The organism is Nocardia halotolerans (genome assembly GCF_042650145.1).
GTDB classification, from domain to species: Bacteria; Actinomycetota; Actinomycetes; order Mycobacteriales; family Mycobacteriaceae; genus Nocardia; species Nocardia halotolerans.
This window is the reverse complement of sequence record NZ_JBHSDL010000005.1, coordinates 24,330-46,356: the sequence shown is the minus strand read 5'-3', so window position 1 is coordinate 46,356 and position 22,027 is coordinate 24,330. Positions and strand designations below refer to the sequence as shown.

The following is a 22,027-nucleotide window of genomic DNA, read 5'->3' as shown; positions in this document are numbered from 1 at the left end:
GACTGGTCTCCTTCATGCGAGTGGTTCGCCAACCATGCGGCGAGGTCCAGCCGGAACGGTGCACTGCACCAACAGGTTTGGTGGTTCAACACCTGGCAGTCGAAACACCGCACCCCCTGGTCGAACTCGAAGTCGGCGAGCACCCCGCAATGGCACCGAGCCCACGGCCTCGGCAACCCGTCGACCCTGCCCCGGCTCCAAAGCCAGGGAAGGCGACGGGCGATGACCCACCAGTCCCTCACCGGGCGAGAACATTCATTAATGCGCACATCCTGATTCCACTACGTGTGTCAAACCGCCCACAGCAAGACGGAACCAGGATTCACGCCGCCACCTGCTCCTGGTGGAAGCTGACACGCATCCGACGACCAAGCCACTCCCCCACCGCCGGCGACACCGCGTTCCCATACCCATCCACCTGATTCCGGGCCGAACCCCACACCTTGAACGTGCCAGGGCGACCGGCGAAATCGGGATTGAACCCGCACCCGACACCGACCTCAGCGGCACGCAGCATCCGGAAGTAGCACTCCTCCAAAGTGAGGTTGGCGAGCAGCGCAGCCCATTCGGCGGTCAGCAGGCCGGGGATCTGTTCGCTGGTGATCGTCGGCATCGCTTCCGACCCGAGCGCCGGCCGCGTGTTCTTCCGGAACGGGATGATCCCGGCCATCAAGCCGAGCGTTTCCGATGCGGCCTGCGTCGGCAACGGCACATTGAGGCCGCGGGTCGCGCCCTGATAGTTGGCGACTGTAGCGAACAGTAACGCCCGATCCTCAGTTGCCGTGACAGTGTCCATCGGGCGGGTCAAATGCTGCCCGTCGCCGTTGTGCCGGTGCGCGAACATCGCCATCCCCGTCGACAGAATCCCGGTCTCCTGCTGGCTGGTCTGCGTCGCCAAAGGTTGACCGAGCAGCCGCTCAACACCATGAACCGCCTTCGCCGGCATCAGGATCGCCGGGTACTCAGCGAACCGTTTGCGGCAGCGTTCCGCACGGGCCATCGTCGCCGGAGCGAGCGGACTCAACACCTCCTGGTCGCCGACCGTGAACTTCTTCAACGGCCGATCACCGATCTTCGAACCCAAGTCAGTGAGGTCGATCGCTTCGACGGACGGGGTCATCGGCGGGACGACTTCACGACGGCACCGCGGGCACCGGTAGTTGTACTGGATGCCGTATCGGACGGCACCGGTCGGCGGCACACCCGTCTTCCACGACCACACCGCCTCGACCGCGTCATCGCACGATGCGCACCACGACAGCGGGCAGTGATCCAAATCCGGTGCGGGCATGTGCTTCAGCCAGAACACGATGTACAACCGGTCCCGGGACTGCGGGACACCGAAGAACATCGAGTTCAGCCGGAGTTCGCGGTACTCGTAGTCGATGTTGCCGAACTGCTTCAACCACCACCGGTACGTCGACCCGTCACCAACCTTCTGACGGCCCGGAATCGCCGGACCCCACGACACCAACTCAGTCGTGCACTCCACCAAGATCATCCGCGGCCTATGCCGGTCCGCGTAGTGCAGCACACAATTCGCGGTCGCCCGGTCACGCTCCGACCGAGTCACCCGCTCATCGAAATCCGGGTCATCCAGGTCGAACAGGCTCGCACCCTGCTCGTAAGCCTTCTTCGTGTTCGCCTGCGAGTGGTTCACGCAGCTCACGCCGGCGACGAGGAGATCACCCGCGGGCAGGTCACGCGCCGAGTGATAGTCCGCCGATTCCGGATCGACCAGGTTCGCGATCCAATGCTCAGCATCGGGGTGGTTCGCTTCGTGGACCTCGACCTTGTACGTGTTGTGATTCGCGGCCATGATCGTCGTGAACCCTGCGGCTTCGATGCCTTGGGTGATCCCACCGAACCCGGAGAACAGGTCGACGGCGATCAGTTCGTCGTGCCGGAACCGGCGCTGACGGGCAGCGGGCCGATGCGTGGCTGTGCGGGGTTTGGTCGCGGTCTTCTGCTTCGTAGGTGCACTCATCGGACGGCCCCCAGAATGGTCGTAGCCGTCCCCGGGTAACCAATCCCCCATCGAACGTTTGTTCGAGCTGCAGCGTCGACGCCAGGTGGGCGTACGGCCGACCGCGGTACCGGCAACGGCCCGCAACAGAACAACGTGATGACTGCACACAACTGCGTCCCATGTACGCAGTTACTTTTGCTAACGGTTGTGTTCATGCGGCGGTGGTCTTTCCTACGAGGCGGGCGAGGCATGGCGAGTGGGCTTCTTCTCCGGTGGCTGCGGTGCAGGTGTGGCCGGGTTGGGCGTCACAGTTGGGGCAGTGGTCGTTGATGGCTCCGTTGACCTGGTAAGCGGCGAGGACGGCGCGCTGTTTGGGCCGTGGCGCGCTGGTTTGCCGGGTGGTGATGTGGTTGGTGATGTCGAGGAGTTGTTCGGGGGTGATGCGGAAGCTGCTGGTTTTGTGGTGGATGGAGACAGCTTCGGACGCAACGTCTTTAGTGAGGTGGCCGATGGTGGTGTGCCAGTGGGTGATGGTGTCGGCGGTGATATCGCGCTGGTCGTAGGCGGCGATTTCTTCCAGGATCGCCGCGGTGTCAACCCGGTTCATGACGCGGCCTCGATCGCTTTCTGGTTGGCGAGTTTGGCGACCAAGTTCCCGATGCCGACGGCGAATGTGGCGGGGCGTGCGTCGAGTTCGGCTCGGATGGCGAGGTGCTGCCGGAGTTCGGTTTCCTCTTTGGTGGTGAGTGGCGGTTGTGGCTGGCGTCGGAGTGCGATGGCGCGGCTGGTGTCGCGGGCTCGCCGTGTCGGAAACCCCATGCCCTGGAGGGCGTGGTGGATGTTGTTCATGAGCTGTCGGCGGTCTTCGGGGAGTTCGCTGAGCGCTTTCACGTAGCTGGCTTTGATGTGTTGGGTGATGTGGCCGGGCATCAACCATTCGCCGACGGTGGTGGTGAAGTGGTCGAGGACGGCTTCTCGGGCGGCTTCGTGGGTCCAGTGCGCACGGATGGCTGCGTGGGTGAAGACCTGGATGGCGATTTCGTCGACGGTGCGGTTGTCGTGGGCGCGGATGAGCTGGAGGAGCTCGACGACCTGGTCGCGGGTCATGGTCATGATGCGGTTCCGATCGCTTTGATTTTGGCGGCGGAGATGGCGGTGGTGGGGTCGATTCCGAACTGGCGCAGGACGTCCGGGTTGGGGTTGTCCTTCATGAGTTCGAGGTCGATGTGGGCCTGTTCGCGGGCGGTGAGTTTGCGGGGGCCGGTTGTGCGCGTGGTGGGTGCGGTGCGGGTGCGGATGACGTCGGAGACGAGGTTGGGTAGCACTCGGGGACCGCGGCCGGGTTTCGTGAGCCACAGGTCGAGGGCGGCTTCGATGTCGAGGGCGGGGGTGCCGGCGCGAAGCAGGGTCGCGGCTTCGATCGCGAGGGCGGTCCGGACGGGCTGGGTATGGATTTCGGGGATGCGATCGCGGACGAGTTTCCAACCGTCGATCGGTGCGGGCGGGCCAGGCTGATCGAGATCAGGTTCAGGGGTGGCCTCGCGCGGGGGCGCGCTCGCACGCACGTGTGTGCGTGCGCGCGTAGCTGCCTTCAAAGGTGAGTTCTCGTAAACAGTAGTTTTACTACTACCTTCCCCCTCCCCCTGGGCGTTCGAACGTCGTTCACGGTCGTCGGAACGACGTTCGAACGGCGTTACAGTTCGTTCAGACGGCGTCTCGTCGGGGTCGATTCGATCGGCAGTTTTGTCGGCTTCCGGATGGCCGAGGCGGCGCAATTCGATAGCCAACACGGCCCGAAGCTGGGTGCTCTCTACGGCTTCCGCGCACCGCAAAGCGTTCTTGAACACGTTGCCGTTGTTGACGATGCCGTCGTTGCGCACAAAACTGCGGACGAGCGTCTCTTCGGTGTACTCGTCGCATGCCACGAACCGCGATTGTGCGAGTTCGGTGAGCGCAGTTTCGATGTCTGCGAGGGTGGTGTCTGCGCCGCGCTTCGCCCATTTGCTTATTTGGGTTGGCAGGATGCCGGCGTTGTTGATGGTGCGCTGAGTGAGCAGCAGCATGTACAGTCGCTGCGCGTGGCTGCTGAGTGCAATGAAGTCCTGGTCGTCCCAGATCGAGACTAGGATTCGCGCGTGTTCACGAGGCATTAGTTCGTCTCCAGGTCGCCGCGATTGTCGAGCCGCAGGGGGCTACCGGTGAGGGCGCGCGCCGCGGCCTGTGCGGTGGCGCGACTCGGTGGGTTGTCGTTGAGGAGTTGGAGGGCCAGCCGGGTGCGGTTGGCCCAGTCCGCCTCGGTGGTTGAATCCGATTTGCTGCGATTGCAGGGCGAGCACGCTGCGCGGAGGTTGTCGACGGTGTGTTCGCCACCGCCCGAGTACGGTCCGATGTGGTCAAGCTCCAGCCACATGAGGCCGTAGCCCTTCACATGCACGGCAGGCGCATGAGCTCCGCGTTCCTGCTTCGGAGTTGTGGGGTCGATGCGACGGTGGCAGTACTGGCATGTCCAGTCGTCTCGGACGTACACAGCCAGGCGGACAGCGGTCGGAACCTTCTTGCGGTGCTGTCGGACTGGGCGGGAGACAGCCATTCGGGTCTGTCCTCTCGGATTGTCGGCGGGATGGTCAGGCGGTGGTGTGGGCGCGTTTGTTGGCTCTGGCGCGGGTGTTGCCCTCGCGTTGGCAGGTTCGGCAGGCGCGGGATCCGTCGGCTCTGGTCGCGGTGTTCTCGGGGCTGTAGAGGTGCCCGTGTTTGCATTGGCCCCAGACCGCAACCCAGTCGGGTTCGGTGAGGGGGTGGTCGATGTCGATGCCCTCCCATGCCAGCGGCGGCGGATGCCCAGCTGCTTTGGCGCGCTTGGCGCTATCCGGCGATGGCCCTGGGGTGCCGGACAGTTCGTCGTAGAGGTCGCGGACGCGGGACCACATCGCGTAGGTGGTGTACGTGCTGGCGAGGGTCTTGTTCAGGGTGGAGCGACTGCTCTGTCCGAGGCGGTGACCGAGTTCGTTGGTGGGCCAACCGAGTGCGTTCAATGCGCGGGTGCGGCGGCGGGCGCCGACCGTGAGGACCGTGGGTTGGCTAGGCACGGGCAGGTGGGTGACTTGCAGGATCTTGGCTGCAGGGTCGATACAAACGAAGTGGTTGTTGCGGTACAGGATCCAGCCGACGGTGCTTCGACCGACTTCGGCGCCCTGGCTGATCATGGTGTGGGTGAGGCCGAGGTCGACGAGGTACTGGATGTGGTCACGAACCCGTTCGATCGGGACGGTGTTCGGCAGGCCGCGGGCGCGGCGCAGTTCCGCGCGTTTGCGGGCTTTCGCGGTCGCGGTCACGCTGCTGCCTCTTTCTTGCGCAGGTTGTTGCGGTGCCGGTGAAGGGCTTGGTCTGCGGCGGCCATTTTCAGGTTGAGTGCGGTCGCGACCTGTGTTTTCGTCCAGTGGTGGGCGACGGCGTGGTCCAACAGCGCTTTACGTTCGGGGGCGGGGACAGCGCCGGCGTGGTTGCCGCGGATGATGCGTTGCAGCAGCACTTCGTCGACTGCGTTGCCGTCGGGGTCGGCGTCGAAGATGGGTTCGCTGTCGGGGTGGTCGATGTCGACGCCTTCCCAGGCCATCGCAGACGGGTACTTGAGGGTTGCGGCGCGGCGCCGGGCGAGCTCGGAAGGTCCTGGGGTGGCGCTGATTGTGTCGTAGAGGGCGGTGACCGCGGCCCAGGTTGCGTAGGACACCTGGTTGCGGCGGCACATCCAGTCGCTGATTTGTGTCGGCTGCGCGTCGAGTTGGTCAGCGAGCGCTCGCAGGCTCCACCCGGTTGCTGCGAGGGCCCGGAGGCGGCGTTTGGTGCCTGTGCTCGGGACGCGGCAACCGGCTTGTGCGGGTACTGGGATGTGTCCGACTGACAGGATGCGTTGCCCAACGGCGATTTGTGAGAACTGTGCTTCGCGTGTGCGGATGCAGTGGACTGTTACGTGGGAGATTCCGGCGGCTGCGGCGACGGCAGGGTCGCCGAGCCCTACTGTGTCGTGGAGCCAGAGTGCGTGTGCGCGAACGTGCTGGCCGGGGATGGATGTCGGTTGCCCTTTCGCGACACGGCAGTCGCGGAGTTTCATGGTCTTGTAGGAGCCGAGGATCGGCCGGTTTGACCGAACATTGTGGGGTTTGCTGCGGCTGCTGTCGGTGTTGGGTCTGGTCATGCCGTTGCCTCAGCTTCGATCGCTTGCCGGGCTTTGGCTCCGGACATGGTGAGAGCGCGGGCGATGCGGGATTGGGTCCAGCCGAGCTTGTAGAGGGCGCGGGCGTAGAGGGGTTTGTCGTAGGAAGCGACAGCTACCTGGTGTCCGAGGGCGATCCGGTCGAGGGTGACGTTGTCCAGGTAGGGTTCCGGTTTCGGGTACCGGTCTGCCGCGATGTCGATGTCGATGTCGGCGACGGTGTCGGCGAGGTGTTTCGGGACGAAGCGGCGTCGTCCGTTGATGATGCGGTTCAGTGCTTCTCGGCCCAGGCCGTGGGCTTCGGCGAGGTCGCGGAGGTTGACGTTCGCGTTGATCAGGTCGTGGAGTCGGTCACGGGTTTCGTCGACACGTAGGTATCCGCGGGCGAAGTACGCCCGCTCCCCCGCGGTGAGTTCGGTGGTGGTCATGCTGCTTCGCTTTCGGGCGCGTCCTGGATGGGCCAGGCGGTGGGAATGTGGATGGCGGGTTCACCCTTTTTGGTGCGCCAGTCGCGGTAGGACTCGGCTTGTTCGCGGTACCAAACGGTTTGGTGTTCCATGAGCTCGCTGGCGGTGAACTGTGCGAGGTGCGGGTAGACGCGGGGCAGTTTCCAGGCGAGGCGTGCCGCGGCGAGCGCATCGGCTTCAGCGTCGTGGGCTTGGTCGAGGCTGATGCCGTAGTGGATGGCGACGGCGGACAGTTTTCGGGATCCGCGCCGGAACTTGTCGTAGTGCTTGTCCAATATCAGCGCGTCGACCACGAGCCCGCGGACTTCGAAGTCGGGGCGGTAGGTGTGGAGCATCGTCAGGTCGAAGCTGCCGTTCATGACCGCTACGTAGCGGCCTTCGGCCCAGCACGCGTAGAGGTCGGCCACGATCTCGTCTACGACTTCCTGGTGCGGGCGCCCGTACTTTTGGGCGTACTCCGTTGTGATGCCGTGCACCTCGGTCGCGCCGGCAGGGATTTCGACGCCGGGGTCGGCCAACCATCTGTTGCATCGGACATTCGCTCCGTCGATGCGGGCGACGCAGCCGGTAACTACACGGTCGGTGAAGACGTCGACACCCGAGGTCTCGAGGTCGGCGGCGGCTGCCGTCATTTCGGTCCAGCTAGTCATGCTGCGATCCCCTGCTTCTGCTGGTTGCGCCGACGGTTGTACGCCCGGTCGCACTCCCGGCACCGACGAGACCCATTACTGCTGCGAGCGGTGTTTGCAAGGTCAAACAGGTGACCTTGAGGGCAGTGCGTCTCCGGCGTGCTGGCATGGCGTGAGAGCCGACTCTTCCCGGCCGCGATGTCGGCGAACTTCTGGTCGGCAAGTTCACGAAAGCCGGGCTCGTGCTGGCCAATTCGCGCGGACGCGCGATGGCAAGCCAGACACATTCGAAACCCTTGGTTGGCAGCCGCACGTCGCAGGTTCATCGGGATCAGCGGGTGATTGTGGTTGCAGTGAGTCTTGTTGGCTTGGTAGTGATTGCCATGCTTGGCGACGTCGTACATGTTCGACGAATGCGTGTCCCATCGAAGGTTTTCCACGCGGTTGTTGGTGGGGTCGCCGTCGTTGTGGCATCCGTCCACACCAGGGAAGGGCGGCTCACCGCGGAATGCTTCCAAGACGAGGCGATGCACGTAGCGGCTATGACCGTGACCACCGCTATGCAGCCTGACTCGTGGGTAGCCGTTCTTGTCCAGGACCCCCTTGCGAAGGCGTCCTTTGCGATGCTGGATATCGCCGTTCCTGCACGTTACTTCGCGATCCACGCTGCGCACTTGCCCGGTGTTCGAAACTTCGTACGTCTCTTCGAAGCCCGGAACTGGGCGCCACTCTTCATCTGCGTTGTTCATTGCTTCTTCTTCTCCGCGTCGAGGATCGACTGACCTGGCTTGATGAACACGGCGCGGTACCCGCGGTGTTCGTTCACGTAATGGAGGGCTTTGAGCTCCTCATCCCCGAAGAAGAGGACTGAGTAGCAGTCGCCGCCCTCGCCTGGCTGATCTCCTGCTTCGAGGTAGACCAGCCAGGCTCCGTCGTCGTACATCTGTGTCACTGCTCCGGCGGAGCGTCGTAGTAGTCGGCGGGCGCGTCCTGGACGTCGCTATCTGGCGGCGTCTTCTCCTCGTCGCTGAGGGTGTTGGCCCGGTCCTTCCAGAGCTGCACCAATCGGCCCCGGTGCTGCGCAAGGTCGAATGTCTTCAACTGGGTGCCGATTTCGTCGAGCGCGACGCGGTCGGCGGCCTTCTCGATCTCCCCCGCGATCTCGTCCGCCTGTGCGTCGGTGATCAGGGGCGGTCCATCGGGGAGCGGTTCGACGACGAACGGTTTCCTCTGTCCGCGCGTGATGGTCAGGGCGAGGGTCAACCGTTTGCCGATGTGTGACATGTGGGAGATGCGGATGCCGCCGACTTTTTCGGGGCCGAACCGGATTTCGGGGTCGCGGTAGATCTTGAGGCGGCGACCGGCGTAGACCGTCGAATCGGCGCCCCACGCGTTGATCAGTACACGGATCATCGACTTACCCGGTCGGTATGGGCGCTTTGATCCGAACTCGGCCGTGACGATTTCGACGGGCTGCTCGGCGTTCCCTCGGCGGGTCTCGATGATGGTGACGACACGGGGCCCGGACATCAGGTCATCCGCGTTGATCTGGTCGGATTTCGGTGCGGCGGCTGCGGAAATGTCCATGTCAGAAGCTCATCTCGGTGAGTTCGCGTTCGGTGGTCGGCAGGCCCTCGGTGGCCTCGTGGTAGCGGCGGATCATCTCGGCGGCGTTGGTCTCGAATGCCTGGACGGCGGCGATGATGGCGTCGAACCATCGCTGGTCCGGGTGGACGCGCTTCACCCACATGGGCATGCCGCCGGCGTAGCTGATGTAGTCGAGCCAGGCGCGGCCGGAGACGAGCAGCCCGGCCTGGCACTGCGCCATGTTCTCGGCGGGTACCTCACCGGCGAGAATGTGTGCGAGGTGGATCTTCGGGCGCCGTGACTTGATTTCGATGAGTCCGTCGGCGCCGACGAGTCCGTCCGGGGAGTAGCCGAGCCGGATTCCGTCGAATTCGCGGACCATGAACCCGGCCTCAGCGACCGGGGCGTAGTGCTCGCTGTACTTGTCGCGGGCACGGGGTTCGTCTTCGATGCCGCGGTACATGTCGTCGCTCATGAATGTCGGGTCGGTCCAGCCTGTGATGCGTTCGGCGACGAGCAGGGCGGTCAGCCCTCGGCTCGTGTCGTTGCTGGCAGGTTTCATCGTTTTGGTGGTGATGAGGTCGCCGACGATGGAGGCGGTGACGATCCCGCGTCGCTGGTCGAGCCATTCGTCCGAGCCCTGGAGTAGGTCCGAGTAGACGGTAAGGCGCGCGTTGAGCAGGATTGGGTTCGTCACTGTGCGCTCCATTCGGCGAGCCAGAGCACGGTGCCGAAGAATGCGCCCATGCTGGTCACACAGGCGGTGACGGTGATTCGGTCGCCGAGTGTGGGAGGTGCGGCCGTGTCGTGTCGGGGTGGCCGGGTAGGTTCGGTGATGGTCATGCTGCGGTCTTCCTTTTGCTGTCGCGGTGTGGCCCCGCCCGTCTCCCCGTGCCAGGGGGAGGCGGGCACCTTCAGGCCCAGAATCAAACTGCAATGCAGTTCATTACAGTACGTCGCATTGCGGTTTGAGGCAAGGCTGTGGGCGGGGCTGCCGAGCGGGGGTGGCGAACGTGGCAATCGGGGCCGTCATTCGAAAGTATGTTCGACCAGCGGCGATGCAGTGAGGTCGTCAGGTGTGACACTCGCCGTCGTCACACTGCAATACCTTTTACTGCACCAAATTGCGTTGTAACATCCAATCGACAGCGTCCACCCTCCGAGAGGCCACCATGACCGACACCACGGAGATCCCCACGCCCGAAAGCAGGTGGTGGGACTACGTCGAAAGCCTCGGGGCCAGAGTGGGTGCAAGCACGCCCGCCGTAATCGCCAGATACATCGACATCGCACCGACGACCGTTTACGCATGGAAGAAGGGTGTGGGCACCGATACCGGCAGAGTGGACCCACAAACCGCGAGAGCGGTGGCGTACGCCTTCGGGCGTCCCGTCATCGAAGCGTTCCTCAGTGCCGGGCTCATCGCGCGCGAGGATCTCAACGTCGCTGACGAGCCACCACTGACGCCGGCCGAACTGCCCGACGAATCGCTCCTCCACGAAATACAGGACCGGTTCAAACGGCTCAAGTCCGAGAACGAGCTACTGCGGGCGGAGCGCCCCTCCCCCGAACCGGAGCAGGCACCGGCACCGGCACCGGCACCGGCGAAACAGCGTCGCGGACGAAAGCCCAATGCCACCAGTACCAGGCGGGTTGCGCGGCTACCTGAGTCGCGAGCATAGAACGCAAAAGAAGGCCCCTCACCTAACCTTGGTGAGGGGCCTTCTCATTCTCTGTACTCAATCGGGGTTACGCTGCGGACACCCTGCGCTTGTGCGCTGTGCGCATGATCTTCGCGTGCGCCGCGGCGATTCGCGCTGCGGCCCGGTCGTCTTCGGCGACGGGGACTGAGACTGCGCAGTGCCACGCACCGTCGGTTCCGTGGGCCCATCCGGACGCTGTCGAGGGTTTGTGGATGATGGCGTCGAGTGCGTACTCGCGGAGGGTGTCGGCTTCGTCGTCGATGAGGTCGATGTGTGGCCAGACTCCGATCGTGCCGTCGAGTTCCACGCTGTGGAATCCGAGTTCCTTCCACATTTGGTCGTCTCGGTCAATCCAGTATTTTGCGGGGCCTTCGCCGCCGCGGATCTGGATGCCGAGGCCGTCGAGTTCCGGTGAGGATAGGTCGACGGGGAGGGGGATGGGGTCGTAGTCCTGGATGTAGGGGTCGTCGGGGCTGAGCGTCATTGATCATCCTTGCTAGTGATGCCCCGGACCGCTGCTTGCCGGGGTGTTGCCGTGTCCGCGTGCACCCACAGAGGTGCATGATGCGCGTGTGTTGCGCTATTTCGTCTGTGCGTTCACCAGGTGTCACCGTCTCGCGTGTTGCCGGGCCCCTGAGCTGGGCCTTCCCCGACGAAGGCCCTACTTCCCCTGCGGGCGAATTTACCGAAACTTTGTGCTGTAAATCTGTGATGTGACACTACAACTAAGAATCTTAGTTCCGCAAGCGGTGTTCCCGGTTGGTTTGCTCGTGTCGTGTTTGGGACGTGACAGCTTGGGTACAACCCCACCGTTCCGGTCCCGTTTGGGGCTACTGTGTCCAGGTGACGGAAGGCCCGCGGACGCTCGACCAAGCGCTGGGGCGTGTGATCGCTCGGCGCCGATCAGAAGGCCCTTGGAGCCAGAAGGAGATGGCGGATCTTCTGGGTACCAGTCGGGCGCGTTTGGCGAACTTCGAGCAGGGGCGACAGCCGATTCCTCAAACGTTTTTGTGGGAGTGCGCGGCTCTATTCAGTTGTCAGCCAAGCGATTTCATGATCGAAGCGGAAGAGTTGCTGCGCGCCCAGGGTATTGTCCCGACTGCGTCGAGTGTTAACCCCACCGTCCGCAACATCGGTCGGTCGCTGGGGTTCTGACAATAGTCTCAAATACGCTTCCGTGTGGCGATTTCGAACCCCTTCCACGTGCACGTATCTAGGATGCGGCATGTGTGGGTAGTTGGGTGTTTTGCGATAGCTGTCGCGATTGCGCGACTGAGCATTTGGCGGTCCAGGGCGGGGACGCGCCGGTTCACGGCGGCGTTGCTGCTGACCGGTGTGGGGTTTTTGATCCCGCCCACGGCCTTGGGTGAGGACACCCCGGTACTTGGGTGGCGGCTGCTTTCCACTGTGGTGGCGGCGTTGGCCTGCGAGCTCTATGGGTGGATTCTGATCCACGGGATCGCCGGCACTGACACTGATGATGACGTGGCGTCCTGGTTTGGGCCTGCGGTGTGGTCGTGGCGGGTGCTGGCCGCCGCGATGGCGGTGGGCATGTTGTTCCCGAGCCTGGCGCGTTTCGGCGCGGTCGTTGTGACGTTGGTGGCGGTCGTACTCGGGGGGCTCGGTGTGGCCACGTTGGTGAAGGTGTTCCGGGGCTCGCGAAGGTCTATCCAGGTTGCCGCCGCGGTCCTGGTTGGAGGGTGCGGTTTGGCGGAGCTGGGGTTTGTGGGGTTCGCGGTCTGGGGTATTCACAACGACCCGGATTGGCTTGCCGTGAACAGCGAGCTGGTGACCCAGTTCGTCACGGTTCCGGTGGCGGTGACCATCGCGATCGCGGGCATTCTGGGGTTGTGGTTAGCTTGGAGGGATAAGCTCGCGGGGCGGGAACCTGAGTATGGCTACCGGTGAGCAATCGGAGGCGTGGCGGCGGGATCGGAGCGAAGTGCCATCCGTTGCCGACTTGCCGCAGGGGTGAATTCGCGACGGTCGTATGACCCCAGCCCCTGTTGCAGGGAAGCGATCCCAGGCCGTCTACGGGCCGTCCGAGGACAACCGACAACACCGATCAACACCCACTGGACACCAAAAAGCCCAGGTAGTCACCAATTTCGAGGCAAACGGCGCGACCTGGGCCTTTAGTTAATTACTGATGTATTGCATCATCCCGCGGATGAGCACGCTCTCGAAGGCGGCGCCGACCTTGATCACATTGGCGGTACGCCACTTGCCGATCTCGATCTGCTTGTCGAGTGGCTGGTCCTGGTACCACTGTGTGGCGCCCAGCGGGTCGACGTCCGGGGAAAGGACCCAGCGCGGGTCGTTCGGGTCCAGAGCGAGCTCGGGGGCATCCCAATCGATGTCGAGGTAGGGATCGAAATTCCGGTCGACAGATCCCTGGGACAGGGTTGCCAACGCCTCTCGATACTCCTCGGTGATGAGTGCGCCACGGCTCGATTCGGTCAGCGTCATCGGTGCCTCCTCGTTGCACATCCGGTGCCCACAGCTGTTATCGCTGTCACACTGGTTGACCCGAGAATAACTGAGACTTACAGTCCCAGACAACCCCTGCGGCCCGGCGTGTACGAATCGAGACCTACCGCTACTGCACGAGCAGAACGACCAGCCTGCGCGACAGCTCACCGTCGCCCGGACCGCCCAACCAGACCAGCGGCCGGCGTGGGTCGAGCCGATCGAGAGCGTCCGGCAGCGAGCCGAACACCCGGTCGGCGCGGACCACACACACCTGCGGCACCACCTCCGATACCGCGGGCCCACCCTCGACATCGAGCGCCAGCGAACCGGTCGACGCGTCACCGGCGACGGCATCGCGGACCACGGCGTCACCGCTCTCCGTCGAGCCCGACCCGCCGTGCACCACCTGGTGTCCGGGTGCGGCCGCCCAGTGATCCAGCCAGGCCGGGCCGGGTTCGACGGCGGCGAGCACCGACTGCACGCTCAGGCCGTAGAGCACATCGGCCACGGCGGCGGGCAGGCCGGCCAGGTCGACGGTGCGCACCAGCGAACCCTGCTCACGCAATCGCTCGGCGAAGCGGGCGAGCACCGCGGCGTGTTCGGCCGGATCGGCGGTCTCGCGGCTCGAGGAGCGCCGCATGGGTACCCGGCGCTCGTCGTCGGGCAGGTCCAGCAGTCCGTCCCGGACCCGGCGCAAGATCTCCTCACGAGAATTCATCGGGCACTCCCGTTCGTTGGCCACACCCCGCGGCGTTCACATATTTCTCACCCGACATACCGCCGGAATCACCTCGATCGCTACCGTACCGACCGGTCCACTGTAAATGGGCACAGCACCACACCGCGTCGGCTAGTCGCCGGGGACGAATCCGAGCATCCGGAGCAGGCCCTCGACCTGCAGCTCGAAGACTTCGGCGCGGTCGGTGAAGGTGTCGCGGCCGTACATGTCGAACGCGTCGAAGGTCACTGCGCCGAACAGTCCCGTCCAGGCGGCGAGGGCGGCGGCGATCAGCCAGTCCGGTGCCGTGAGCCCGAACTCCGCTCGGATCGCCGCGAAATCGGCAGATGTGCGCGCCGAGACCGCCGACCGGTTCGCCGGTGGCGCGAGCCGGTCGCCGCGGTAGGCGTCGTCGATGATGGCGAGCAGAGCCGCCACGACCCGAACACCGGGAGCCACGGTATCCGCGGCCGGGGCGCGGTAGCCGGGGACCGGAGTGCCGAAGAGCAAGCCGTACCAGGCGGGTTCGGCCAGCGCCCAGGCGCGCACGGCGCGGGCGGCCACCCGGAAGCGAGTCGCCGGGTCGGCGGGAGCGTCGACCAGGGCCGCGTCGACCGCGTCACCGAGCGCGTTGTATCCGTCGACAACCAGCATCGTCAGCAGTTCGTCGCGGCTGCGCACGTACCGGTAGACCGCCGAGGACACCACGCCCAGCTCCCGCGCGACGGCGCGCAGCGACAGCGCGGCCGCCCCCTGCGACGCCAGATGCTCACGGCCGATGCGTTTGATGTCGGCGATGGTCTGCGCGCGGGCTCTGGCGCGCGGACCGGGCTGGTCGGTACTCATCGGTCGATCATCACCCACCCACCGCATCGGGCAGTGGGCGGCGCTGGGCCGTGTCGTCGGCGTCGGCCGCACGCTCGACCTCGGCGGCGAAGGTGGCGCCACCGACCTCCCAGGCCATGGCGAGCAACCGGTCACGGAACCGGCTGGTGTCGATGCCAACGCCTTCGCCGCCGTAGCCGGTGCCCGCGGCCTCGCGGACGGTCCGCACCACCTCTTCGGCGAGTTCGGTGATGCGGGCACGTACCAGCGTGCGCAGCACCGCACTCAGTGCGACGTCGACGCCCACGTCGTAGAGCAGCAGGGCGGCTTTGAGCATCGGCCGATCGGGCACATACCAGTTTTCGCCGCGACGCTCGAGATAGCCGGCCGCGGTCAATTCGGCCAGCACGTCGGCGCCGCGGTCGCCGAACAAGGCGCTGAGCTCCGCGTCGTCGATGCAGGTGGAGCGCTCGGCGAGCTGGCTCGCGCGCGGATCGAACAGGGTGCGCCAGTCACCGGCCTGGGGTTCGGTGTCGAACACCTCGCGGATCGCGTCCAACCGCAATCCCCGCGCCTGCATGGCAACGATGTCGCGTAACCGGTCCAGGTGCTCGGCGGCGTAGACCACTTCCTTGCCGGCCCGGCCGGGTTTGGGCAGCAGACCGAGCGAGTGGTAGTAGCGGATGGTGCGCGCCGCGACGCCACTGACGTCGGCGAGTTCCGCTCGGGTGTATCGGGGCACTCGACCAGCATAGGGGCGGTCGCGATGGACTTTGACAGCCCTGGCTGTCGGCGTTAGCGTTACCGGCGTCACTGTTGACACCGACCGAGGAGCTCCTCTATGTCCGAGCGAACCACCGACTTCGACGTCTTGATCGTCGGTTCCGGCTTCGGTGGCAGTGTCACCGCACTGCGGCTGGTCGAGAAGGGCTACAAGGTCGGCATCATCGAGGCGGGCCGCCGATTCGCCGACGACGAACTGCCCAAGACCAGCTGGGACCTGCGCAAATTCGTCTGGGCACCCAAGCTCGGCTGCTACGGCATCCAGCGCATCCACCCGCTGCGCGACGTCCTGATCCTGGGCGGCGCCGGTGTCGGTGGCGGCTCACTGAACTACGCCAACACCCTCTACGTGCCGCCGGAGCCGTTCTTCCAGGACGCGCAGTGGCGCGACATCACCGACTGGCGGGCCGAACTGACCCCGTACTACGAGCGGGCCAAGAAAATGCTCGGCGTGGTGCAGAACCCGCACATGACCCCCGCCGACGAGATCTTCAAGTCCGTCGCCGAGGACATGGGCGTGGGCGACACCTTCGTGCAGACGCCCGTCGGCGTGTTCTTCGGCGAGCCCGGCAAGACCGTCGCCGACCCCTACTTCGGCGGGGCGGGCCCGGAGCGCACCGGGTGCGTGGAATGTGGCGACTGCATGGTCGGCTGCAAGTTCGGCGCGAAGAACACCCTCGTCAAGAACTACCTCTACCTCGCCGAACAGGCCGGGGCGCAGGTCATTCCGATGACCACGGTGTCGGCACTGCGGCCGCTGCCCGACGGCAGCTGGGACGTGTCGACCGAACGCACCGGCGCCTGGGTGCGCAAGGCACCCAAGACGTTCACCGCCGGGCACGTGGTGCTCGCCGCCGGCACCCTCGGCACCCAGAAGCTGTTGCACGCGATGCGCGACGAAGGTGCGCTGCCGAAGATCTCCGACCAGCTCGGCCTGCTCACCCGCACCAATTCCGAGTCCATCGTCGGCGCTGCGACCAAGACCCTCGCCCCCGGCCAGGACTTCACCAAGGGCGTGGCGATCACCTCCTCGATCCACCCCACCCCCGACACCCATGTGGAGCCGGTCCGCTACGGCAAGGGTTCCAACTCGATGGGCATGCTGCAGACCCTCATGGTCGACGGCGGTGGCCGGATCCCGCGCTGGCTGCGGTTCCTCGGGCTGGTACTGGCCAACCCACTGACGTTCTTCCGCTTCATGAGCGTGAAGAACTGGAGTGAGCGCACCATCATCTCACTGGTCATGCAGCACCTGGACAACTCGATCACCACCTACACCAAACGCGGGCTGTTCGGCCGCAAACTCACCTCCAAGCAGGGCCACGGCCAGCCCAACCCCACCTGGATCCCGGCGGGCAACGATGTCACCCGGCGGGTGGCCGAGCAGATCGGCGGAGTCGCGGGCGGCACCTGGGGTGATGTTTTCAATGTGCCGATGACAGCGCACTTCCTCGGTGGTGCGGCGATCGGCGCCGACCGCGAGCATGGCGTGATCGACGCCTACCACCGCGTTTTCGGCTACCCGACGCTCAGCGTCGTCGACGGCGCCGCGGTGTCGGCGAACCTCGGGGTGAACCCGTCGCTCACCATCACCGCCCAGGCCGAGCGGGCCGCGGCCTACTGGCCCAACAAGGGCGGGGTCGACACCCGGCCCGAGCAGAGCGCCGGGTACGCCCGCATCCAGCCGGTCGCCCCGAAGCAGCCGGTCGTGCCCGAGGGCGCACCGGCCGCGCTGATCCTGCCGATCGTGGAGATCCGTGGCGCGGAGAAGACCGCGGGCTGATCAACCCACTGACAACTCGGCCCCGGTCCCGCGGAATCACACCGCGAGGCCGGGGCCGAGTTGTCAGAGTGCGTTGATCTGCGCCAACGCCTCGAAGGCCAGGTCGGCGGCTTGCCACAGCGCCGCGATCTCGGCGCGCACCGCCGGCGCCAGCGCGGGGTCCTGTAGGGCCAGGCCGTTGCTGAAGATGACGATGTTGGCGGCGAGATCGGCGGCGATGAGCATCTGCTCGGTCGCCACACCCGCGCCGAACAGTTGATCCAGTCCCTCGCCGACGAAGTAGAAACGCCACAGCGGTCCGAGATCGGCACCGTAGACGGCCTTGGTCCGGTCGATGATCACGTCACCGACCGAGGCGATCGCGGCGACGATCCGGAAATAGTCCGGGGCGTCCTCGGGCCGGCTGCCCACGGCGGCGACCGAATACGACAGGTCGACGGTCAGATGCGCGTTGTAGCCCGCCATCGCGGTGCGCGCCCGAGACGCACCGCAATCCTGCGCCAGCGCGAAATAGTGCTCCCACTGCGGTTCGGCCACCCCACCGGTGAACTCGGCGTGCAGGTTGTCGAGGAATCTGCGCAGCAGCTCCAGGCTGATCGCGTGCGCGTATTCCCGGTCGGCGAACGCCGTGGGGTCGCGCTGCAACGGCATCACCGCGGTCTGCTCGACGGCGTCGAGTCCGATCGCGAACAACCCACGCAGGTCCCGGTGCTCGACCAGGATGCCGGTGATCCGGCGGTGCCGGTCCACCGCATTCTCGAGCCGAGCCAGGCCGTCGTCCCCGCTGATCGCCGAAGTGTCCGACAACTCCACGATCTCGGCGATGTCGGTAGCCGACAGCGTCGACCCGCAGGCAGTGTCGACCACCGCCGTACCCGCCGCCGGACCCGCGACGAACGCGGGCAGTGCCATGACCATCGCCGCGATACACGCGACCGTCCCGTTCGAAAGGCGCATCCGGAAATTCCACCATCCGCGCGGCCGGGTGCCCGTCAGGCACGCCAGGCCAGACACTTTCGTGTCTTCAGGCCGCCAGATCAGTCGCCGGGATCGCCCTCGGTGATCCGTTGCGCGGCAGCGACCGTCGCGGTGCCGAGGTTGCTGAGTTCGGTGGTCGACAGGCGGGTGTCGGGGCAGGTGACGACCGAGGCGATCACGGCGCCGTCGGTGTCGCGGATGGGTGCGGCGACGGTGACGACGGCGTTCTCGGGGCCCAGTTCGTCGGGGAGGTAGTCGATGGTGATGAGTTCGGTGATGGCCGAGCTCAGTTGGGTGCGCAAGGCGGAGGTGACCGGCGAATCGCGGAGGGCGGCCAGGGCTTCGAGTACGGGGGTGGAGTCGTCGGCCAGGCGTTCCACCGAGTAGCCGCGGGCGCGGATTTCGGCCAGGACGTGGGTGAGGCGGTCCCGGTGGGCCGGGTCGGCGGTCGAAAGCCATTCCTGGCGTTCGGGTTCCGAAGTCCAGGCGATGAATTCGCGGCAGACGGGTGGCGCGAGCGGGAGGCGACGGCCGGGGCGGATCCAGCCGGCGGACGGGTCGCCGACGACTTCGGTGACCACGATGCTGTCGCCGTCGCGTTCGGCGAGGAACACGGGGGTGCCGGTGTGTTCCGACAAGGCGCGCAGATGCGTGATCGCGGTGCGGCGCAGGGGGAACGCGGCTTCGGCGCGGCGCGCGACGGTGAGCAGGCGCAACCCGATGCCGTAGCAGCCTTCCGCGTCGCGCGCGGTCCAGCCGTCGGCGGTGAGCTGGGTGAGTACCGCATGGGCGGTGGCTCGGGAAAGCCCGGCTTCGCGCACGATGCGGGCCAACGAGAGTCGCTCGGTGGCGTGCCGAGACAGCAGTTCGAGCACCTGCACCACCCGCTGCGTCGGTGGTGACGCGGTGCCGGCGTCCTCGCGCGCCGGATTCGGCATCGCCTCTTGACCGGTGCGCGCGGCCCGGCCTATCGTCGGTGTCACAATACCGAACAATAGCGTCGAATATTCGACAACGCAACCCGGGCGGGATGTCCGAGGGAGCCCGGGAACGAAGTGAGTGACTATGCACACGGGATACGAGCTGTCGCACCTGGCCGCGCTGGAGGCCGAGTCGGTGCACATCTTCCGAGAGGTGGCCGCCACCTTCGAACGACCGGTACTGCTGTTCTCCGGTGGGAAGGACTCGGCGGTGCTGCTACATCTGGCGCGACAGGCGTTCTGGCCCGCGCCCCTGCCGTTTCCGCTGCTGCACGTGGACACCGGCCACAATTTCGACGAAGTGATCGCCTTCCGCGACCACACCGCCGACCGCACCGGCGCTCGCCTGCTGATCGCGCACGTGCAGGACGACATCGACGCGGGCCGGGCCGTGGAACGCCCCGGCGGGACGCGCAACCCGTTGCAGACCACCACATTGCTGCGCGCCATCGGCGAGCACCGATTCGACGCCGTCTTCGGTGGTGCCCGGCGGGACGAGGAGAAAGCGCGCGCCAAGGAGCGGGTGTTCAGTTTCCGCAACCGTTTCGGCGAATGGGACCCGCGCGCGCAGCGCCCCGAGGTGTGGAACCTCTACAACGGGCGGCATCGAGCCGGTGAACACATCCGGGTGTTCCCGCTGTCGAACTGGACCGAACTCGACATCTGGGAGTACATCGACCGCGAGGCCGTCGAACTGCCGAGCCTGTACTACGCGCATCGGCGCCGAGTCGTCGAGCGTGACGCGATGCTGCTCTCGGCCACGCGCTTCGTCTCCCCCGCGCCCGGTGAGCGGGTCTTCGAGACGACCGTGCGCTTCCGCACCGTCGGCGACGCGACCTGCACCGGCTGCGTGGAGAGCACCGCTGACACCCCGGCGAAGGTGATCGTCGAGGTCGCGGCCACCCGGCTCACCGAGCGCGGCGCCACCCGCGCCGACGACCGGATCTCGGAAACCGGCATGGAAGATCGCAAGCGAGAGGGCTACTTCTGATGCGCCGCAACCTGTTACGCCTGGCCACCGCGGGCAGTGTGGACGACGGTAAATCCACGCTGATCGGCCGGCTGCTCTACGACTCGAAGTCCCTGTTCGACGACCAGCTCGCCGCCGTCGAGCGCCTCAGCACCGCACGGGGCGCCACAGCCACCGATCTGGCGCTGGTCACCGACGGTCTGCGCGCCGAACGCGAGCAGGGCATCACCATCGACGTCGCCTACCGCTACGTGACCACTCCCCGCCGCAAGTTCATCATCGCCGACACACCGGGGCATGTGCAGTACACCCGCAACATGGTGACCGGCGCGTCCACGGCCGATCTCGCGATGATCCTGGTCGACGCCCGCACCGGGGTGTGCGAGCAGACCCGCAGGCATGCCTTCCTCGCGACACTGCTGGGCGTGCCGCATCTGGTGGTGTGTGTGAACAAGATGGACCTGGTCGGCTGGTCGCAGGACCGCTTCGAGGAGATCCGCGCCGACTTCGGGGCCTTCGCCGCCAAACTGACCGTCGGCGATCTCAGCTTCGTCCCGGTCTCGGCGCTGCACGGTGACAATGTGGTCGACGGGTCGACCCAGATGGACTGGTACCCGGGCCCGCCGCTGCTGCGTCATCTCGAGGATGTGCACATCGCCTCGGACCGTAATCTGATCGACGCCCGGCTACCGATCCAGTACGTGATCCGCGCCCAGCAGGATGCCCCCGCGCACCGCAGCTACGCCGGCACCGTGGCCGGGGGCATTTTCAAACCCGGTGACGAGGTGGTGGTGCTGCCGGCCGGGCGCACCACCAGGGTCAGCCAGATCTGGGGTCCGGGCGGCGGCAAGGTCGACGAGGCGTTCACCGGCATGGCGATCTCGCTGACCCTCGACGACGACCTCGATGTGGGTCGCGGCGACCTCCTGGCCCGCCCCGGCAATCGCCCCCATCAGGACACCGACCTCGACGCGATGGTGTGCTGGTTCTCCGAGACCACCCCGCTGCGGGTCGGCGCGCGACTGCTGGTGCGTACCGCCGCGCAGACCGCGTCGGTGGATGTCACGGCGATCGACTACCGCCTCGACATCAACTCACTGCACCGGGTCGAGGGAGTGCGATCACTGTCGCTCAACGACATCGCGCGGGTGCGGCTGCGCAGCCGTCACCCGTTGATGTCGGACACCTATCGGGACAACCGCCGCACGGGCAGCTTCATCCTGATCGACCCGGCCACCGACGAGACGGTCGCGGCGGGCATGGTGACCGGTCGCGAATCCACGACGGCGGACGACGACGGCCGGCACCCACCGGGCACAGCGCACCTCGCTCAGCCGGGCACGGTGGCCTGGCATCGCTCGGCGGTGGGACGCGCCGAACGCACCCACCTCGGCGCCACGATCTGGCTCACCGGTCTGTCCGGCTCCGGGAAGTCGAGCATCGCGGTCGAACTCGAACGCCTGCTCGTCGAGGCCGGGCGACCCGCCTACCTGCTCGACGGCGACAACCTGCGCCACGGGCTCAACGCCGGCCTCGGCTTCTCCCCCGCCGACCGGGACGAGAACGTGCGCCGCGTCGCCGAGGTCGCCGCGCTGTTCGCCGATTCCGGGTCGGTGGCGGTGGTGTCGGTGATCAGCCCGTTCGCCGACCAACGCGGCGCTGCCCGCGACACCCACGCCGCGCGGGAGCTGCCCTTCCACGAGGTCTTCGTCGACACCCCGCTGCCCGAATGCGAACGGCGCGACCCGAAAGGCCTCTACGCCAAGGCCCGGGCCGGTGAGCTCCCCGGATTCACCGGCATCGGCTCACCCTACGAGCGACCCGAACGACCCGACCTCGTCATCACTCCTGATCTCGGCTCTCCCACCGAGATCGCCGCCCATATCCTTCGAGCGCTAGGAATCACAGACCGTTGACCCACTCCAGCACCGCCGCCGAAACCGGTAGCAGTTC

26 protein-coding genes and 1 pseudogene are annotated in these 22,027 nt (G+C 66.1%); 6 read left to right on the top strand and 21 right to left on the bottom strand.

Annotation, left to right across the window (positions count from 1 at the left end):
- Positions 1–322: 322 nt before the first annotated feature.
- The 14 genes from ACFO5K_RS04065 to ACFO5K_RS04000 form a co-directional block, all read right to left on the bottom strand.
- Positions 323–1,987 carry a DNA cytosine methyltransferase gene (locus tag ACFO5K_RS04065; RefSeq protein WP_378555870.1) on the bottom strand — a complete coding sequence of 555 codons (1,665 nt, stop codon included), beginning with the start codon at positions 1,985–1,987 and terminating at the stop codon, positions 323–325.
- Between the two features lie 193 nt (positions 1,988–2,180).
- Positions 2,181–2,576, bottom strand: a complete 396-nt coding sequence (locus ACFO5K_RS04060) for a hypothetical protein (RefSeq protein WP_378555868.1) — start codon at positions 2,574–2,576, stop codon at positions 2,181–2,183.
- Positions 2,573–3,082, bottom strand: a complete 510-nt coding sequence (locus tag ACFO5K_RS04055; RefSeq protein WP_378555866.1) for a hypothetical protein — start codon at positions 3,080–3,082, stop codon at positions 2,573–2,575. Before ACFO5K_RS04055 ends, ACFO5K_RS04060 begins: the two co-directional genes overlap by 4 nt.
- A complete protein-coding gene (locus ACFO5K_RS04050; protein WP_378555864.1) occupies positions 3,079–4,119 on the bottom strand; it encodes a hypothetical protein in 1,041 nt (346 codons plus the stop codon). The genes ACFO5K_RS04055 and ACFO5K_RS04050 overlap by 4 nt, the downstream gene beginning before the upstream one ends.
- Positions 4,119–4,559, bottom strand: a complete 441-nt coding sequence (locus ACFO5K_RS04045) for an HNH endonuclease (RefSeq protein WP_378555862.1) — start codon at positions 4,557–4,559, stop codon at positions 4,119–4,121. Before ACFO5K_RS04045 ends, ACFO5K_RS04050 begins: the two co-directional genes overlap by 1 nt.
- 34 nt (positions 4,560–4,593) lie before the next feature.
- Positions 4,594–5,301: a hypothetical protein gene (locus tag ACFO5K_RS04040; RefSeq protein WP_378555860.1), complete on the bottom strand. Its 708-nt coding sequence runs from the start codon at positions 5,299–5,301 to the stop codon at positions 4,594–4,596.
- On the bottom strand, positions 5,298–6,161 hold the full coding sequence (locus ACFO5K_RS04035) for a hypothetical protein (RefSeq protein ID WP_378555858.1): 864 nt from the start codon (positions 6,159–6,161) through the stop codon (positions 5,298–5,300). The genes ACFO5K_RS04040 and ACFO5K_RS04035 overlap by 4 nt, the downstream gene beginning before the upstream one ends.
- On the bottom strand, positions 6,158–6,607 hold the full coding sequence (locus tag ACFO5K_RS04030) for a hypothetical protein (protein WP_378555856.1): 450 nt from the start codon (positions 6,605–6,607) through the stop codon (positions 6,158–6,160). Before ACFO5K_RS04030 ends, ACFO5K_RS04035 begins: the two co-directional genes overlap by 4 nt.
- Positions 6,604–7,296: an exonuclease domain-containing protein gene (locus ACFO5K_RS04025; protein ID WP_378555854.1), complete on the bottom strand. Its 693-nt coding sequence runs from the start codon at positions 7,294–7,296 to the stop codon at positions 6,604–6,606. Before ACFO5K_RS04025 ends, ACFO5K_RS04030 begins: the two co-directional genes overlap by 4 nt.
- The gene (locus ACFO5K_RS04020; protein ID WP_378555852.1) at positions 7,293–8,024 is read right to left on the bottom strand and encodes an NUMOD4 motif-containing HNH endonuclease; all 732 of its coding nucleotides are present in this window, start codon (positions 8,022–8,024) and stop codon (positions 7,293–7,295) included. The genes ACFO5K_RS04025 and ACFO5K_RS04020 overlap by 4 nt, the downstream gene beginning before the upstream one ends.
- A complete protein-coding gene (locus tag ACFO5K_RS04015) occupies positions 8,021–8,218 on the bottom strand; it encodes a hypothetical protein (RefSeq protein WP_378555850.1) in 198 nt (65 codons plus the stop codon). Before ACFO5K_RS04015 ends, ACFO5K_RS04020 begins: the two co-directional genes overlap by 4 nt.
- Positions 8,219–8,223: 5 nt before the next feature.
- Positions 8,224–8,862, bottom strand: a complete 639-nt coding sequence (locus tag ACFO5K_RS04010) for a hypothetical protein (RefSeq protein WP_378555848.1) — start codon at positions 8,860–8,862, stop codon at positions 8,224–8,226.
- A gap of 1 nt (position 8,863) precedes the next feature.
- Complete coding sequence (locus ACFO5K_RS04005) at positions 8,864–9,559, bottom strand: lambda exonuclease family protein (protein WP_378555846.1); 696 nt, start codon at positions 9,557–9,559, stop codon at positions 8,864–8,866.
- A complete protein-coding gene (locus ACFO5K_RS04000) occupies positions 9,556–9,705 on the bottom strand; it encodes a hypothetical protein (RefSeq protein ID WP_378555844.1) in 150 nt (49 codons plus the stop codon). Before ACFO5K_RS04000 ends, ACFO5K_RS04005 begins: the two co-directional genes overlap by 4 nt.
- A 329-nt stretch (positions 9,706–10,034) precedes the next feature.
- Between ACFO5K_RS04000 and ACFO5K_RS03995 the strand changes: the two genes are divergently transcribed.
- The gene (locus tag ACFO5K_RS03995) at positions 10,035–10,544 is read left to right on the top strand and encodes a hypothetical protein (protein ID WP_378555842.1); all 510 of its coding nucleotides are present in this window, start codon (positions 10,035–10,037) and stop codon (positions 10,542–10,544) included.
- Between the two features lie 67 nt (positions 10,545–10,611).
- Here ACFO5K_RS03995 and ACFO5K_RS03990 read toward each other — a convergent pair whose 3' ends face one another.
- Positions 10,612–11,049 carry a hypothetical protein gene (locus ACFO5K_RS03990; protein WP_378555840.1) on the bottom strand — a complete coding sequence of 146 codons (438 nt, stop codon included), beginning with the start codon at positions 11,047–11,049 and terminating at the stop codon, positions 10,612–10,614.
- Between the two features lie 359 nt (positions 11,050–11,408).
- On the opposite strand from ACFO5K_RS03990, the gene ACFO5K_RS03985 reads away from it, so the two are divergent.
- Positions 11,409–11,720 (top strand): helix-turn-helix domain-containing protein, encoded by a 312-nt coding sequence (locus ACFO5K_RS03985; protein ID WP_378555838.1) that lies wholly within the window; start codon positions 11,409–11,411, stop codon positions 11,718–11,720.
- A gap of 165 nt (positions 11,721–11,885) precedes the next feature.
- The gene (locus tag ACFO5K_RS03980; protein WP_378555836.1) at positions 11,886–12,473 is read left to right on the top strand and encodes a hypothetical protein; all 588 of its coding nucleotides are present in this window, start codon (positions 11,886–11,888) and stop codon (positions 12,471–12,473) included.
- A gap of 240 nt (positions 12,474–12,713) precedes the next feature.
- Here the strand turns inward: ACFO5K_RS03980 and ACFO5K_RS03975 are convergent.
- The 4 genes and pseudogenes from ACFO5K_RS03975 to ACFO5K_RS03960 all read right to left on the bottom strand — a co-directional run.
- Positions 12,714–13,034: pseudogene (locus tag ACFO5K_RS03975) on the bottom strand (diiron oxygenase); the annotation flags it as partial.
- A gap of 130 nt (positions 13,035–13,164) precedes the next feature.
- A complete protein-coding gene (locus tag ACFO5K_RS03970) occupies positions 13,165–13,755 on the bottom strand; it encodes a hypothetical protein (RefSeq protein ID WP_378555834.1) in 591 nt (196 codons plus the stop codon).
- Between the two features lie 132 nt (positions 13,756–13,887).
- A complete protein-coding gene (locus tag ACFO5K_RS03965) occupies positions 13,888–14,601 on the bottom strand; it encodes a TetR/AcrR family transcriptional regulator (protein WP_378555832.1) in 714 nt (237 codons plus the stop codon).
- Between the two features lie 10 nt (positions 14,602–14,611).
- Positions 14,612–15,322 carry a MerR family transcriptional regulator gene (locus tag ACFO5K_RS03960; RefSeq protein ID WP_378555831.1) on the bottom strand — a complete coding sequence of 237 codons (711 nt, stop codon included), beginning with the start codon at positions 15,320–15,322 and terminating at the stop codon, positions 14,612–14,614.
- Positions 15,323–15,421: 99 nt separating this feature from the next.
- Here ACFO5K_RS03960 and ACFO5K_RS03955 point away from each other — a divergent pair, with 99 nt between their 5' ends.
- Positions 15,422–17,146, top strand: a complete 1,725-nt coding sequence (locus ACFO5K_RS03955) for a GMC oxidoreductase (protein WP_378555829.1) — start codon at positions 15,422–15,424, stop codon at positions 17,144–17,146.
- A 63-nt stretch (positions 17,147–17,209) separates the two neighbouring features.
- On the opposite strand, the gene ACFO5K_RS03950 is transcribed toward ACFO5K_RS03955, so the two are convergent.
- Positions 17,210–18,103 (bottom strand): DUF5995 family protein, encoded by an 894-nt coding sequence (locus ACFO5K_RS03950; RefSeq protein WP_378555827.1) that lies wholly within the window; start codon positions 18,101–18,103, stop codon positions 17,210–17,212.
- A gap of 80 nt (positions 18,104–18,183) precedes the next feature.
- Positions 18,184–19,107, bottom strand: a complete 924-nt coding sequence (locus ACFO5K_RS03945) for an IclR family transcriptional regulator (RefSeq protein ID WP_378555825.1) — start codon at positions 19,105–19,107, stop codon at positions 18,184–18,186.
- An 82-nt stretch (positions 19,108–19,189) separates the two neighbouring features.
- Here ACFO5K_RS03945 and cysD point away from each other — a divergent pair, with 82 nt between their 5' ends.
- Together cysD and cysC are read left to right on the top strand one after the other, a co-directional pair.
- Positions 19,190–20,095, top strand: coding sequence for a sulfate adenylyltransferase subunit CysD (gene cysD / locus ACFO5K_RS03940; RefSeq protein ID WP_378555823.1), 906 nt, complete (start codon positions 19,190–19,192; stop codon positions 20,093–20,095).
- Entirely contained in the window at positions 20,095–21,990 is a 1,896-nt protein-coding gene (cysC, locus tag ACFO5K_RS03935) for an adenylyl-sulfate kinase (RefSeq protein WP_378555821.1), read from the top strand. The genes cysD and cysC overlap by 1 nt, the downstream gene beginning before the upstream one ends.
- The last annotated feature ends 37 nt before the right edge of the window (positions 21,991–22,027 follow it).